At 42.9% G+C, this 13,904-nt stretch carries 16 protein-coding genes and 1 pseudogene; 2 read left to right on the forward strand and 15 right to left on the reverse strand.

The annotated features are described in order from the left end of the window. Nucleotides 1–11: 11 nt before the first annotated feature. A complete protein-coding gene (smc, locus tag V6N89_RS11425; RefSeq protein ID WP_346992713.1) occupies nt 12–3,512 on the reverse strand; it encodes a chromosome segregation protein SMC in 3,501 nt (1,166 codons plus the stop codon). A gap of 208 nt (nt 3,513–3,720) precedes the next feature. Here smc and cysZ point away from each other — a divergent pair, with 208 nt between their 5' ends. Further along, nucleotides 3,721–4,455 (forward strand): sulfate transporter CysZ, encoded by a 735-nt coding sequence (gene cysZ, locus V6N89_RS11430; RefSeq protein ID WP_338517641.1) that lies wholly within the window; start codon nt 3,721–3,723, stop codon nt 4,453–4,455. Between the two features lie 74 nt (nt 4,456–4,529). Here the strand turns inward: cysZ and V6N89_RS11435 are convergent, their stop codons facing one another. The 3 genes from V6N89_RS11435 to nlpI form a co-directional block, all read right to left on the reverse strand. Further along, complete coding sequence (locus tag V6N89_RS11435) at nt 4,530–4,709, reverse strand: hypothetical protein (protein ID WP_338517642.1); 180 nt, start codon at nt 4,707–4,709, stop codon at nt 4,530–4,532. 37 nt (nt 4,710–4,746) lie between these two features. Then, nucleotides 4,747–5,550, reverse strand: coding sequence for a hypothetical protein (locus V6N89_RS11440; protein ID WP_346992714.1), 804 nt, complete (start codon nt 5,548–5,550; stop codon nt 4,747–4,749). Nucleotides 5,551–6,092: 542 nt separating this feature from the next. Beyond that, the gene (gene nlpI, locus V6N89_RS11445; RefSeq protein ID WP_431189727.1) at nt 6,093–6,902 is read right to left on the reverse strand and encodes a lipoprotein NlpI; all 810 of its coding nucleotides are present in this window, start codon (nt 6,900–6,902) and stop codon (nt 6,093–6,095) included. A 225-nt stretch (nt 6,903–7,127) separates the two neighbouring features. On the opposite strand from nlpI, the gene cdd reads away from it, so the two are divergent. Continuing rightward, nucleotides 7,128–7,535, forward strand: a complete 408-nt coding sequence (gene cdd / locus V6N89_RS11450; RefSeq protein WP_346992715.1) for a cytidine deaminase — start codon at nt 7,128–7,130, stop codon at nt 7,533–7,535. Between the two features lie 30 nt (nt 7,536–7,565). Here cdd and V6N89_RS11455 read toward each other — a convergent pair whose 3' ends face one another. From V6N89_RS11455 to V6N89_RS11505, 11 genes and pseudogenes are all read right to left on the reverse strand, one after another. Further along, a complete protein-coding gene (locus V6N89_RS11455) occupies nt 7,566–8,195 on the reverse strand; it encodes a hypothetical protein (protein ID WP_338517646.1) in 630 nt (209 codons plus the stop codon). 1 nt (nt 8,196) lies between these two features. After that, nucleotides 8,197–8,841 carry an RNA polymerase sigma factor gene (locus tag V6N89_RS11460; protein WP_338517647.1) on the reverse strand — a complete coding sequence of 215 codons (645 nt, stop codon included), beginning with the start codon at nt 8,839–8,841 and terminating at the stop codon, nt 8,197–8,199. A 10-nt stretch (nt 8,842–8,851) separates the two neighbouring features. Beyond that, nucleotides 8,852–9,529, reverse strand: coding sequence for a TonB family protein (locus tag V6N89_RS11465; RefSeq protein ID WP_338517648.1), 678 nt, complete (start codon nt 9,527–9,529; stop codon nt 8,852–8,854). A 52-nt stretch (nt 9,530–9,581) separates the two neighbouring features. Then, nucleotides 9,582–9,704: a hypothetical protein gene (locus V6N89_RS11470; RefSeq protein WP_346992716.1), complete on the reverse strand. Its 123-nt coding sequence runs from the start codon at nt 9,702–9,704 to the stop codon at nt 9,582–9,584. A gap of 11 nt (nt 9,705–9,715) precedes the next feature. Continuing rightward, nucleotides 9,716–9,964, reverse strand: a complete 249-nt coding sequence (locus V6N89_RS11475; RefSeq protein ID WP_338517649.1) for a hypothetical protein — start codon at nt 9,962–9,964, stop codon at nt 9,716–9,718. Nucleotides 9,965–9,983: 19 nt separating this feature from the next. Next, nucleotides 9,984–10,544 carry an adenylate kinase gene (locus tag V6N89_RS11480; protein ID WP_338517650.1) on the reverse strand — a complete coding sequence of 187 codons (561 nt, stop codon included), beginning with the start codon at nt 10,542–10,544 and terminating at the stop codon, nt 9,984–9,986. Further along, nucleotides 10,541–11,116: a hypothetical protein gene (locus V6N89_RS11485; protein WP_338517651.1), complete on the reverse strand. Its 576-nt coding sequence runs from the start codon at nt 11,114–11,116 to the stop codon at nt 10,541–10,543. Before V6N89_RS11485 ends, V6N89_RS11480 begins: the two co-directional genes overlap by 4 nt. Nucleotides 11,117–11,264: 148 nt before the next feature. Further along, nucleotides 11,265–11,573, reverse strand: a complete 309-nt coding sequence (locus V6N89_RS11490) for a hypothetical protein (RefSeq protein WP_338517652.1) — start codon at nt 11,571–11,573, stop codon at nt 11,265–11,267. Between the two features lie 37 nt (nt 11,574–11,610). Further along, nucleotides 11,611–12,072, reverse strand: coding sequence for a nuclear transport factor 2 family protein (locus V6N89_RS11495; protein ID WP_338517653.1), 462 nt, complete (start codon nt 12,070–12,072; stop codon nt 11,611–11,613). 113 nt (nt 12,073–12,185) lie between these two features. After that, nucleotides 12,186–12,632, reverse strand: a complete 447-nt coding sequence (locus V6N89_RS11500; protein WP_338517654.1) for a GNAT family N-acetyltransferase — start codon at nt 12,630–12,632, stop codon at nt 12,186–12,188. A 129-nt stretch (nt 12,633–12,761) separates the two neighbouring features. Continuing rightward, a pseudogene (locus tag V6N89_RS11505) lies at nt 12,762–13,794 on the reverse strand (DUF2157 domain-containing protein). Between the last annotated feature and the right edge of the window lie 110 nt (nt 13,795–13,904).

The following is a 13,904-nucleotide window of genomic DNA, read 5'->3' on the forward strand; positions in this document are numbered from 1 at the left end:
TTCGCCCTTTGTTATGCTTCTGCGAAGGCCACAGCTTCGTCCACGTCTACCGCTACCATGCGCGAAACACCTGGCTCCGCCATAGTAACACCTGTAAGGTGACTTGCCATTTCCATCGCTATTTTATTGTGGGTGATATAGATAAACTGCACAGTTTGTGACATCTCTGACACCAAATTACAAAAACGTCCAACGTTTGCATCATCCAACGGTGCATCCACCTCATCCAACAAACAAAATGGTGCTGGATTCAATCGAAAAATTGCAAACACCAATGATAAAGCGGTTAACGCTTTTTCTCCACCGCTTAAGAGATGAATCGTGCTATTTTTCTTACCAGGCGGCCTCGCCATTATGGTGACACCTGTTTCGAGCAAGTCATCATCTGTTAAAGCAAGATACGCTGAACCGCCGCCAAATACTTTAGGGAACAGATTTTTTAAGTCTTCGTTTACTTGCTCAAACGTACTAGAGAAGCGCGTTCTTGTTTCCTTATCAATTTTCCTTATTGCAGACTGCAGCGTATCGAGCGCTTGCGTTAAATCGCTGTGTTGCGTATCCAAATGTGTCTTACGTACAGACTGTGTTTCAAATTCTTCTACTGCCGCAAGGTTGACGGCGCCGAGGCGTTGTAAACCTAATTGTGTTTTCTCTAGATTTTCTTGCCATTGAACTTCATCAGCATTTTCCGGTAGTGTCTCCAAAAGCGTTTTAAGCGACTGTTGAGTATCGTCAAGTTGCTCTAAGATAGTATTCGCTCTGACACGATACCCTTCAATGTCGATACTAAGCTTATCAATATTGGCCTGCCTAGCTTGGATATCTTTATTAAGCGCTTGGTGACCTTTTTCCGCTTCCCTAAGCCATTGTTCAATATCTTCAAGCACTATTTGCTGTTCATGTTTGCGCTGCTCTAGTTCTTCCTTACTCGCTAATAGCATTTGCAACTCTGCATTTTGCTTATCCTGCGGTGACAGCAATTGCGTTAACTCATGCTGCAAACGCGCCTCGGTGGCGGCATATTCTTCGCTCTGCTGCCTGTTACGCGTAACCTGTTGCTCGTATAGATTTCTGTGATTTTCAAGCTGCTGCTTTTTGAGTGCAAGCTCATGATTTTGCGAAGTTAATGTTTCAACCACTGATCTTAATTCGCTAACAAAACGCTCATTCTGTTCACGTTTATTATTGACCTCGTCAATGTGGGCCTCATGCTCAAGAATTTGTGCTTCTTCTAATTCCAACTTTTCAGATAACTGTGCAAGTTGTTCTTCTTCTTTTGAAAGTAAAGCCTGCTGCTTGTCCAATTCGCTTTGCAGTTTTTGTATGCGCTCGGATTGCTGTTCATACTGCATAACAACAAGCGAAAGTTTGTTCTTCAACTGAAGAAGTGTACTTTCGCTCTCATTAAGCGATTTTTGCAAGCGCGTTTTTCTCTCTTCGCTTGTCGCCAACACCTCTTGAGCAGTCTCAACTTGGCCAGCGATATCTTCTTGTAAAACGAACAGCGTTTCTCTCTGGGTTTCTAGGGACGCAATTTTGTTCGCACGCTGAATAACGCCATCGTTTAACGCTCCTGGTTTTACAATCCAATCTTTACCGAGCCATAAACCATCAAGCGAAATCGCGCTTTCAAAGCCAACCATGCCGACTTCTTTATTCCCTTTCTCAAGTTCAGCGATCATATGTTGAATTTCTTGTTCTGATTCACACAACATCACGTCATTAAGAAACGAGGGAACAGCAGTATTATGTGGTAATAGCGCTTCGCACAGGCTACCTGCACGCGCTTCTGTGGTAAAACTAGACCTTGTGAAGACCTTATTACCATTTGGAAGCGCTACTAGGTTTGACAATAAATCATGCGTCGAGTGTGAAAGAGCCACCATCGGCTGATTCATATGATTTAAGATAGACTCAACGCATTTAGCTAATTGAGGTGGCGTAGATAAGTGCTGCCAGAGTTTTTCCACATCTTGCAATGTGGCATCGTTATTTTCTATGTCATCCTTTTGCAAGGCGTTAAGCGCTTCAATGGTTGATGAGATTGTTTGGTATTGACCTTCAGCCTCACGAAGTTTTGCTTCAAGGTGTTTCAGAGCTGCGGCATTTTTCTCTGTGATATTGGATTCTTTTTCTAGGGAGGCCCTATAGTCTTCAACGACATTTTCTGTTTCTTCCGCTTGCGCTTCAATCTCTGCGATTTGCGCGGAAAAGTCCTCACTATCTAATTGTTTGAGTTCCACATGAAGTTCACTAATCCGTTGTGAAGTTCTTAGCTGCATACTCATTGTCGACTGAATTTGACTATGACATTGCTGAACGTTGTTCTTGAGAAGGTGATACGCGCTCTCTTGTTCTCTTGCTTGGGAATTAAATGACCTTAGCTCGTTCTCAGCGTCTTCAAAACGCTCCTTAGCGTGGGCAAGTTCCGCCTCTTTGATTTCCAACTCAGGTTCAATATCGTTTAACGCACTACTCGATACATTTAAGGCCTCTTCGGCCTCACGCAGCGACGATATTAAGAGCGACTGTTGTTCAGAAAGTCTAGATAACTCACCTTCGAGTTGCCCTTTTCTTTGCTTTGCATGAAGTGCATTTTGTTCTAACCGGGTAATCGATGTGCTGGTAGAAAAAAGTTGCTGCTGTAAATCGTCAAGTAGCTGCTTTGTGTCAACTTGCTTCGTTCTATATTGCTCTACACCCGCCTCATCACCTTGCATGCGGGCATTCAGATCATCCACTTCTACTTGAAGTGCGCTACGTTGCTTTTCCAGTGTTTCAATATGCTCACTGTTTTTCAAAAATCGAATTGCGGCAAGCTGCCCTTTTAGTTCCCTAGCTTGCGCACGCAGCGTTTTGTAACGCGTTGCAGCAGCGGCTTGACGCTGTAGTTTTTCAAGCTGTCTGCCAAGCTCATCCCTTACGTCATTTAAGCGTTCTAAATTATCATGAGTGTGCTTTATACGATTTTCGGTCTCGCGGCGCCGTTCCTTATATTTGGAAATTCCAGCGGCTTCTTCAATAAATACGCGCAACTCTTGTGGCTTCGACTCAATGAGTCGAGAAATCATACCTTGTTCAATGATGGCATATGAGCGAGGACCTAGACCCGTCCCTAAAAAAAGATCGGTAACGTCTCTACGGCGACACTTTGTGCCATTGAGAAAATACGTTGACTGTGCGTCTCGTGTTACCAGACGCTTTACTGATAACTCGTTATAATTAGCGAACTCATAAACAATACGACCTGCACTGTTATCAAAAACAAGCTCGACACTACATTGGCCTACCGGTTTGCGCGACGATGAACCGTTAAAAATCACATCAGTCATGGCGTCACCGCGCAGATTTTTAGCCGAACTTTCGCCCAGCACCCAACGCACCGCGTCGATAACGTTCGACTTACCGCATCCATTCGGACCTACGATAGCAGTCATTTCTCCAGGGAAAGGAATTGAAGTAGGCTCGACAAAGGACTTAAATCCAGCGAGTTTGATCTTTTTAAGTCGCACTCATCCACCTTGAAAAACAAGTGTCCATAAACAAATAAGTGTTAAGACATGTTGGAAATGATGCAATCACGAAGGCAGTTCTTTTGTTATTATGTCTCGACTGTACCAAATCTAACAGCTTGTAACAATTACCATTTCAGTGTCGACGATACACAGCGTAATATGTGACAACACGCAGGTTGTGCTTGCAAAAAAAAGAGGAAAACAAATGAGTTCAGGTGGAGTGCACTATTTTTTTGAAGGTTTTTCGCTGATAAAGACAAAAGGACTTAAACGTTTTGTTTTTGTACCGCTTAGCATCAACCTTTTATTGTTCTCTGTCGCCTTTTATTTTTTATTCGGACAGATTGAACACGCTATTGCTTATGTCATTAATCTTGTGCCTGAGTGGTTAGGTTGGGTAAAAACGGCAATCAGTTTTTTTCTGTGGCCGCTTGCTGTTATCAGCGTTCTACTTATTTTTGCATTAATTTTTGGGACCTTGGCCAATTGGATAGCCGCGCCCTTTAATGGCGTACTTTCAGAAAAAGTTGAGCGCCACCTTACAGGCCAAGATTTAGGCGATGAGGGGGTTATGGCCTTGGTTAAAGATATTCCGCGTACCATTGGCCGCGAAGTCACAAAGCTGGTTTGGTACTTACCTAGAGCGATAGGTTATCTGCTGTTGTTTTTCTTTTTACCTATTATCGGTCAGGTGCTGTGGTTTTTGTTTAATGCATGGATGATGGCCATTCAATACTGTGACTACCCCTATGACAACCACAAAGTTGGTTTTACCAAAATGCGCAACCACCTTGGTGAGCACAAAGGAAAGGCTATGACGTTTGGCATGATGGTTAATGTGTTCTCACTCATCCCCGTCGTCAACTTTATCATTATGCCTGTTGCAATATGCGGTGCAACGGCCATGTGGGTAAACGAGCTCAAGCCATCTTTGAAATAAGACGTTGTTTTGTGAGTGAGTATTTGAAATCGAACGTGAACATATGCCGCACTAAAGACGCATAGCGAAAATAATCACTCGTCGTCAGCGCGACTTTCACCAATGAATGACTGGTATTGTGACAGCCAGTGCCCGGCCTCTTGTTGATTACCGCTTTGATGAAAAGCTTGAAAGAAGTTCATCGAAATGGGGCGCTGAATTTGTTGATTATTGAGTTGCTGTTCCCATAGCACCAGGTATAAAGGGGGTATCACACCACTATCGTGGTGCTCCATAAAAGTAATTCTACGGCTAGGTTTGTAGCTTTTCTTGCCTATTAATGCGCATGTCTTGGTTAGGTGCAACTATGGTTGCAGGGTCAATGTTCAACCAATTATCTACCGTTTCGTGTGGCGCGTACCAAAACTCGCTATCTACGATAATGTTTGGCGGTGTGAAGTCTCCAATAGAAGACTCATCACAGAGTCGGCGTGCCATTGCGCGCCCTATAGGGTACTCATCAGCAAACCCTGCAAAATGCGCCAACTCGTGAACAAACACGGAATAGGCATCGCTGACATCTAAATACATTACCCCATTTTGAACATTTGCTTTACCCTGCTCAGCAATAACAATAGCGTGAGTAAAACCACGGGTTTTAGCTATGCCAGCAAGAGGTGTCACTGAGCAGCCCAAGACGCCAGTTTTATTAAAGTTCTCCTCGCAATCGAGGACATTGCTTTTTAACCAAATAGGCGGAGCAATACAAAGTGAAAGCCCTTTCAGCCTGTCATCATTAACAAACTCACTGTAGATGCTTTGCGCGCGAGTGATAGTGGCTAGGCTAGTAGCAAATGGCTGGATACGTTGCAGACAGGCCTTGTCATCACTTCGTAATGAGGCCCAATCAAATGAAGCCACCTGACTCACAGCCATTGGAGTAAACTTGTTAATCACACTCACCGCGCGCTGAGCCCCCACATGGCCTAACTCGGCGGCGCGCAACAATTGAATTTTCGCTTCGTCAGTATTACCTTCATCCCACAGCAGCCTGCCGTATTTGAATGCGCTTTGCATGTCGAGTGACGCGGTAGCTGCAAGGAGTGGTTTTGCCAACGTATACTGCCCGTGAAGCAGATACCAATCTGCAAGTGCGGCTTGCGCCTAAGCACGTAGTTTTGAGCTGCTGCTCGCACCAACCATTTTTCTCGTTTTTCTGGAGAATCAGTGGACATGGCGAACGCCAACTGAGCTTGTGCAACATTACCCAGCGCAGCTAAACGCATAAATCGCTCAGAAGCGCCATCTTCCCCTAACAATTGATACAATAACCATGCGGCGTCCGCATTGTCTAATTGCACCAATTTTTCAAGCCAATAAATAGTAATGTCGCGACTGAGCATGGAATGACTTCCATCGTCGCTTTTTTCATAAGACAGCGTGTCTAAAATCGTAGTTTGGGCATCATTGCTACCCTGCAATGACGCAATCCACAACATCCCAAACGCGGAGTTGACGTGTCCGATATTGTCAGAGGAAACATGCGCTAGTGAAAAGCGAGCATTTAAAACGAGTTGCGGGGCATAGCGACCGCTATCCCCCGCAACGATGAACAGTGCAAACACTGCCAAAAACAATCCACGCATAGTGTAGGTAGTCTACTCTTCGCTAACTGTAGAGTCTTTGGCTTCTTCACGAAGACGATTCAACTCTAAACGTGCGTAGCGGTGTTCTACGTAGTCGTAAACGTTTGTGCTTAGCGCGAGTTTAAAGTAATTCGAAGCAATGCCTCTATTGCCGTTTTGTGAATGATATTTACCGAGGTAAAAATACGCTTCACACAGCCTATCAGTAAGGCCTTTTTGGCTTCTGACACCGTCCAATAATGAGTTGAGCACTGTATTTTCGTCTACTGTTCCAAGAAACAAATCTACAATACTGGTCGCCCAGTGTTCATTATCTAGTGAAGGCCGTTTTGTGGCTAAGTAGGCCATGCCTGCTTCGTCTGAAACCTCATAATGAGCAAAGTACGCCCATAACGCTCTAAACGGGTCAGTTTCGTCTTTTTCTAGGAAGATATTTAAATCAGACGTCGCCAGTTCAGAACGCCCCCCATAATAAAGTGCGATACCACGGTTTAGAAACGCGAAATCGTAATCAGGGTTTATCTCAAGCGTTGAATCGAAAGCTTCATACGCCTGAATAAAATCATTTTGTTGAATGTAGTGTATACCTATCGAGTTGTAAGCCTCAGCAAGGTCGGGTTTTAAGTTAATAGCTTGCGTATAGTCAAATTGAGCTAAACCCGAAAGACCAACACTGTCGTACAACATACCTCTTTGAAAATGCAGCTCTGCTTTGTCGACATCAGTTAAAGCTGGACTTGTTAACACCTGATTGTAGCGCGCTATGGCCATTTCCGAGCGCGGGTTAATCGGTGCAGGCTCAGCAAGCAAAAGGTTACCCATTTGGGGGCGTTCAGAAAGAGACTGCGTTTGGGCACAACCTGTTAAAATCGCTGCTAGAAGAGAAAAAAGATGAGACTAACGTTTCTGCACATGGTAAAAAAGTATTCTATTTAAAGGAAAAAACCGCCTGATTATTCAGTATACGCGTATTGCGGCTCGATTGCCGCCAACCTTCTCGCATTTAGTGGTAAAAGTAAAGCGCAATAGGAAGTTCACAAGGTCGCTATGATTAAAAACAAGTTAGAATCATTACTTCAACTTGCTCTTGAAGCACAGAAACACTCACATTCCCCCTATTCTCAATTTAAGGTCGGTGCAGCAGTGTTAACGCCGACAGGTGAAGCATTTGCTTATTGCAATGTAGAAAGTGCAGCATTCCCTCTAGGCCAGTGTGCAGAAGCTACCGCTATTGGCAACATGGTCTCTCACGGTCACAAACGTATTTCACACGTCGTTATTGCTAGTCCAAACAATGATTTTTGTTTTCCCTGCGGCGGATGTCGACAGAAAATAGCAGAATTTGCTCCTGATGAAACACCAGTGACTATGGTTAGTCAAAACGGTGAGACACATGAAACAACCATTGGAGAACTGCTACCCAACGCATTTAGAGCACATGATTTAGACAAATAGTCATCAAACGTAAAGCTGATAGCCTCGTTTTTAGCAAATTAGTGGTTTTGCAGAAGAACGAATGGACAAGATCTTTCCTTGTCTGTCATAAGCTAGCGAGACGGCGGTGCCCACTTTTATATCTCCAGTAATTCTCTCAAACGTATTTAATGAAGCGAGTAACGTTTGAGAGACAATCACCTTCTCGTTTTGGCAATTAACAAGTAGCCAATTCCCATCGTCTTCGTACAATGTCGCACGTTGTGTTGACACAGCGTTAGCAAGACTTTGGCGTTCATAATAGTGCTCGGTATAAGTGTTAAATTTTGCCCGGCTTGTCATCTCTTCGTAATGGTTTTCTTCCCCCTCAAACCCATGATAGTGGACAATATCGAGTGCCAATTCAGCAGTACCGTTGTGACCTAGTCGCTGCGCTTGCCACTGCCCGACATAATAAGTGCCAAACATAACCACCAACGCAAACGAGACTGCAGTAAGTTTTACGACCGATGTGTCAAACACCGACATAAAACGCTCATAGTAATACCCCAAACTGTCTAGCGAAGTCGTTTTTTGTTTTTTATTGTGCATTAACACACGTTGTTTTATATCTTCATCAAGCACGTAGCTTTGCTGACTTTTTTTATAGGCAGTTTGAAGCTCTTTATCTGAAATAGACATATTATGTCCGCTCCGCTAACAGTTTGAGATTGTCTTTCGCATAACGAAGTCGCGTTTTCACTGTCTCTTTTGGGATGTGGCAAATTTCGCTTATTTGTATCAGCGAGAAACCTTCTAACTGAAGAGACAACGCCTCTTTTTGCTTGTGTTCAAGTGCTCTGAGCAATTCAGTAAGGTTTGGAGTATCGACAGCTTTCTGTGTATTTTCTGTGCTTTGCTTAGCTGTAGCCTGCATTACTCCATCATTGTCGTATACAAATTTTGACGTACGGCGAAACTCATCCATAAGCAAGTTTCTCCCTATTGTGAACAACCAGGCCTGAAAATTTGTCGCCTCTGTAAAACTGTGCCTCTTTTCAATAACGTTGATCCAAGCTTTTTGCACAACATCTTCGGCGGTATGCTTATCCGACATGACGATTAAGAAATGAAACAACTTGTTGCTGTGAAGGTCATATAATGACGATAGCGCACTGTCGCTTGCTGTATCCCGGTATTGCAGCATTAACCGCTCACTCAACCCAAGCCCACCGTGCAACGTACTATTGTCTTGTTGCTGTGAACCAGACCGCTGATTGCTTTTCTCGGCGCGCGTGTTATTTCCAGCGCGCCGAAAAATCCATTGTAAGCTTGCACCTATACTCATAGGCTGATCCTTATTGCGCTAGCTTGAAATCCAATACTACAACCATGCCACGCTGTTCGACAGGTTTTCCATCAATTAATTTAGGCTTATATTTCCACTTCTTAAGTGCCCTGCGTGCCTCTCTGTTGAAAACATTTGATGGCTTGGCATCAAGTACACTGATGTCTGTTACCGTGCCGCTTGCAGAAACGTTAAAACCTAATTTAACCCATCCTTCAATTCCATCTCGACTTGCTTGAGGCGGATAGCTAGGGTCAACTCTAAATTGAGGCGTTGCCTGCATGTTTCCTTGAGCTGCATTAACGTTCACCTTTATATTAAGCTGCGTTGTGGGAATGACAGCATTCATAGCATAATTACTGCCGCTGCTGTTCGTATTGGGTTCTAACTTTTCGACCTTTGCAGGCGGCGTTTTAATTGTCTTTTCTATGGGTTTTATCGTAGGGCGAAAAATGGTTTTCTCTTCTTCGCTTTGGTAGATAATTGGGTCGATAGTAACCACAGGTACGGTGACAACGGGAGCATGCTCCTGCTTTATTAGATTAGCCATCATTGCAAACAGCGATAAGGTGACTACACCACCTGCAATAACAAGTAAAACGAAATGTAGTGTGCGTTTTCCAGCATGCTCGAACTGATATAACGTGGACTCAAAATAAACATCTTTGGCTAATTGTGTGTTTTGCATAGTTTTCCCCTTTTTTTGATAAACGCAGCAAAAAAGAAAAAGGGGTGAAACTTTATTTTTTATTTCTTTCGCTATCCTGACGTTGATTTAATTTAGCGGCAGCCATAAAACCCACAATAAAAATAAAAAAGATCACGACACCAACCCACATTAAAACATTGAATAAAAAGTCCATTAGTCGTCCTATTATTGAATTGTAAAGCTAGCCAAAAGCGCTCTAGCCCTATGAATTTCTTCAGGTGTTGAACCCGATCCAAGCTTATTTTGGTACCACGAAAACGCCAGATACTTTTTATTGTCACGTGATATTTGTTCTCCCCAATAGCTATAAACTAGAGCTTTTACATAATTTGGTTTGTTTATTCCATGCGCGTTTTGCTGCAGAGCCTTCACAAGTATCAGTGTTGCTACTTCGCTACCTTCAAGCGCAGCCATCTCTGTTAATTCAAGTTTCTTACATCTTCTTAGGTGCAAGCTTATCAATAGATGCAAAAAAGCGCGCAGTATCTTTTGGTGAAGTAAGACGAATCATAGAAATGTGTTCATGCTCAGGGCACTGACTATTAAAAAGTTTGCTGTATTTCTTTTTTGTGCCTAGGTAATTTTTAAGCATCCACAATATGACGGAATCTTTAGATAAAAAGCTGCGTCTAAAGGTCTCTTTGTTACCCGTATTTTTCCATAGTTCGTTCTTCGAATACGCTCTTTGGAATGACCGTAAGACAATCTGTTTAAAGGTGCGAAAAAACGAATAGTCTAACCATATAATAGTATCGACATATTGCCACTTGAGGGTGTTTGTTGCGGATTGGTTGCCGTCGAGTACCCAAGTATCACCGCTCAAATGCTGCGCCAGTAACTCAAGAAAATCCTCTGTCGATGAGGGCGTCCAGTTAGGCAACCAAAATAGGGCATCCATCTCGATATATGGCACAGCGAGTCTATCGGCAAGGCATTTGCTGAAGTGCGACTTCCCGCTACCACTGGTACCAATAACATTTATTCTTTTCATCATGATGTAAGAGGTGACTGTGTAGAGCGCAAGAACTCGTTCTTGAGGTCCTGTACGGTATGACGATACCCCTTCTCATCGAAATTCGCAGAATGCCTATTCATATACCCGTGATCGTATGGCATTGATGTAATTGTTACGTTAGGTGTGCCATTCAATGAATATGACACCGCGTCCACATCAAAGTGAGGCTCTTTTTGTGGAAAAATCAAATGAAATGGAACATTTGGAAGAATATTCAAATAATGCCGAATCTGTGCGCTGTAAATACCTATTGCTGCTTGAATCGGCGCCTCGAGCGTAGGAGATAATTTCCATAACGCAGACGCCCCAACACTAAACCCGATAATCGTCGTTGGCCCAGAGCAACGCACTAAATGTTCCTGCAAAATGGTGCAATAGCGCTCAAGCGTGACATGTTTACTGAAGTAGCTATATGCGTCACTTTCATTATTAAACGCCATAGAAGCACCGTCGTAAGGGTCTACAATCAATGTATTGCCGCAAATGCAATTTGCGAGTTCTTCAAGTGCTTGGGTTTTACCAAAAATATCTGAAGCAATAATAATTTTCATAGTGCGCTTTTATTTTCTGACAGTACGGACCAATTTGCTTTGTTTGTCTTGGCTTCTTAACATGACTGGCTCGTTTAAATGTTTGTTGGAGCACCTTTTTTCACACAGCAATAACCCTATTGCGTTACTACTACAATAACGTGCCGTATTACGTTTTTTGTTTACGCCGCTTTCGCACAAACTCAGCCTTAAAAAAATAAGCGCACACTTGCGAAAAGTAAGTGACCAGCAGCATTACACCAGAGATGAACAAGTCTAAGGTATCAGGGTCGTAAGTTTTTAGTGACAAGGCCTGTTGAATAACAATAACCGACACCGTGCACACTACCAGTAAAACAACAAAAAGAAGCGCTGACAGTATGTTGCGTGCCCCGTTGGGTATCAAAAAGAACCCAGACACAACGCCCGATAAAACAAAAGGCAAAAATTGCATGTAGCCTTGCAGTTCGCTGCCCATAATTTCTCCCTACCTGTCTGGAATATTGATATTTTCGCTACATCCCGTGATGACGCCTTATGTGCGCAATCTTGCCTTTCTCATTGAACTCAAGGGACATAATATTAACCGCCGTATACTCTATGGGATGAGTCAGATGGCTAGGCTGACCTTTGGCATGCTCCTTAAACTTAACAAACACGACATTTTTGCCAACCATCATGTCGATAATTTCCATGTGGCTAAAAATTATCTTGTCTTCTAGTTTTGCCAACATTCCCTCACGTAACGCCGCTTTATTAGTAATAGTGACATTAAACTTCACATGTTCATCAATGATATTGTCATCTAAAAATGAAAGAAATTGGTCTACATCGGCGACGTTTGAGTCAGGCTGTTGTCGAGCATTTTTAGCGGCAATAAATGCCTGAGTTGTCGACACGAGTTCTTCTTCCGTTAACTCAGCACGTGAAACACTAGAAATTAGAGAGAGTAAAATAACAAACGCGATTTGCTTCACAATCAAAGTCCTTTATACATAACCCCTTAGGCTTAATTTAGCTTAATTTACTGCTTGTTGTCTCATCCGCTGTTCGCTTCATGCAGGAACATCTGTAAAACCGCAGGTAGGAGCTAAACGTCACCGAAGATCTTGCTATCTTTCGTTAATCTTAGACGATATTCAAATTCGTCTTCATCAACAACTGAAAAACCAAGTACGCGATACAGCTTGTAAGCTGGATTATTTTTCAACACTTTAAGTTCAAATACATCAAATGGAGATAGGCGCATAATGTGCTCTAGTATTTGTCTTCCGTACCCTCTTCCTTGATACTCAGGCCTTACCTGAATCTGATGAATATAAGTTAGACTTTCAAAGTCTTCGTATTTTACGGCCCCTATAACGACATTTTCGTGTTTAACAAGATGGAAATGATGGAATTGGAATAGAACCCTTTCTTTGTGTTCATCTACGGATAAATATAGCCCCTGATTTTTCATGTGCTCATCCATCGTGTTGAGCCTTAAATCAACTAAAAAAGGTAAATCACTGCTTAACGCTTTTACGAGTGTAAACATCACATATTCCAATTTTTTACGCTTAAACTCTCTTACCTACATTCATGTGAAAAGGACTTTTTGGCCTACGGTTCAACAGATTTGTCTGACAATCCAGGCATAAAAAACCAACTGCAAAGCCAGCACACACTAATCTTTAGCTTCTAACAGTTCTCTTAATGACGCAGGCATCATTGAACGCGCCTTTGTCGTCAATGCTGCTTCATGCTTTTGCCACAAAATGCCAAAGTAAACCACAGTCAACCCGATTACACTAAGCGCAACTGGAAACAGCCAACTGTCCTCAAAAACGTTAGATGCTAGGTGCCCTAAATAACCGCAGCACCCCAGTGCGCCAAAGATTACAAACACTTTTCTAACTAGCAGGGCACCAACGCCAATCATGGCTAGGTTAATTACAAAATAGAGAAACTTTGACCATTCACTTTGAGATTCTTGGCTGGATAATCCTCCCCAAAAAGCGATTACACCAAACAAATAGATCCAAAATGCAAAGTCAGCTGATTTTCGCGCTCGAATATCAACCCACACCGCAAGCAGTGTCATGAGTAGGCCAAAATACATAGATACAAGCGCCCGTAACGCCCAGCTATATTCATTAGGCTCTAATACTGACACCACATCCATCGACATATACCACAGCGTAAGTGCTATAGGCATTACTAAGAACGGATATCGGTAATACCATGCCAACACAATGCCTACCATTAGGGTAGCTAATTCCATGTAAAGCCAGTGCCATTTAATGTAGAAATGATATTGAGTGTAAGTGACGTCGTTGTCTGGCCATACGCCTAACCACTGCTGAAAACCGTACACGGCAAGCGGTGTAAGGCAAACCACAAACGTTGCACAAATACCGCATGGGTATTAACAATTGTCTCTTGTCGAATGACCGCGTAAGGGTTAGGCCTGCACAAGCATATAACAGTGCAATGAAAACAATGCCTGCACCACCAAATGTTTCCCATCCCATGTTCATGAAGAGCGTCATCGCACCTATAGCAATCATGCCGCCGAGATAATACAAAATATGGGTAAATGAAAACGCTGGTTTATGCTGTACTTCGGCCTGCAGAAAATCAAATAGATTATCTGCCTGTGAAGAAGACAGTATGTTTTGTTCTACGGCACGTTTAAGGTGATTTTTTGATATTTCCATTACGGTGTTTACCTCTGTGTGTACTTAAAGAGTGCACGACCTGGGATATCGTTCGATTACGTTATATCGCACATTGTATTCTGCTGCTAAATAAAACACCCAACGCATGA

The organism is Alteromonas gracilis (assembly GCF_036870955.2).
GTDB classification, from domain to species: Bacteria; Pseudomonadota; Gammaproteobacteria; order Enterobacterales; family Alteromonadaceae; genus Alteromonas; species Alteromonas gracilis_A.

Excerpts from the sequence above, each read along its gene's own strand:
- cysZ (WP_338517641.1), top strand. The coding sequence starts at position 3,721 with ATGAGTTCAGGTGGAGTGCACTATTTTTTTGAAGGTTTTTCGCTGATA.
- nlpI (WP_431189727.1), bottom strand. The coding sequence starts at position 6,902 with ATGGGTAACCTTTTGCTTGCTGAGCCTGCACCGATTAACCCGCGCTCG.
- cdd (WP_346992715.1), top strand. The coding sequence starts at position 7,128 with ATGATTAAAAACAAGTTAGAATCATTACTTCAACTTGCTCTTGAAGCA.
- V6N89_RS11455 (WP_338517646.1), bottom strand. The coding sequence starts at position 8,195 with ATGTCTATTTCAGATAAAGAGCTTCAAACTGCCTATAAAAAAAGTCAG.
- V6N89_RS11460 (WP_338517647.1), bottom strand. The coding sequence starts at position 8,841 with ATGAGTATAGGTGCAAGCTTACAATGGATTTTTCGGCGCGCTGGAAAT.
- V6N89_RS11465 (WP_338517648.1), bottom strand. The coding sequence starts at position 9,529 with ATGCAAAACACACAATTAGCCAAAGATGTTTATTTTGAGTCCACGTTA.
- V6N89_RS11470 (WP_346992716.1), bottom strand. The coding sequence starts at position 9,704 with ATGGACTTTTTATTCAATGTTTTAATGTGGGTTGGTGTCGTGATCTTT.
- V6N89_RS11475 (WP_338517649.1), bottom strand. The coding sequence starts at position 9,964 with ATGGCTGCGCTTGAAGGTAGCGAAGTAGCAACACTGATACTTGTGAAG.
- V6N89_RS11480 (WP_338517650.1), bottom strand. The coding sequence starts at position 10,544 with ATGATGAAAAGAATAAATGTTATTGGTACCAGTGGTAGCGGGAAGTCG.
- V6N89_RS11485 (WP_338517651.1), bottom strand. The coding sequence starts at position 11,116 with ATGAAAATTATTATTGCTTCAGATATTTTTGGTAAAACCCAAGCACTT.
- V6N89_RS11490 (WP_338517652.1), bottom strand. The coding sequence starts at position 11,573 with ATGGGCAGCGAACTGCAAGGCTACATGCAATTTTTGCCTTTTGTTTTA.
- V6N89_RS11500 (WP_338517654.1), bottom strand. The coding sequence starts at position 12,632 with ATGTTTACACTCGTAAAAGCGTTAAGCAGTGATTTACCTTTTTTAGTT.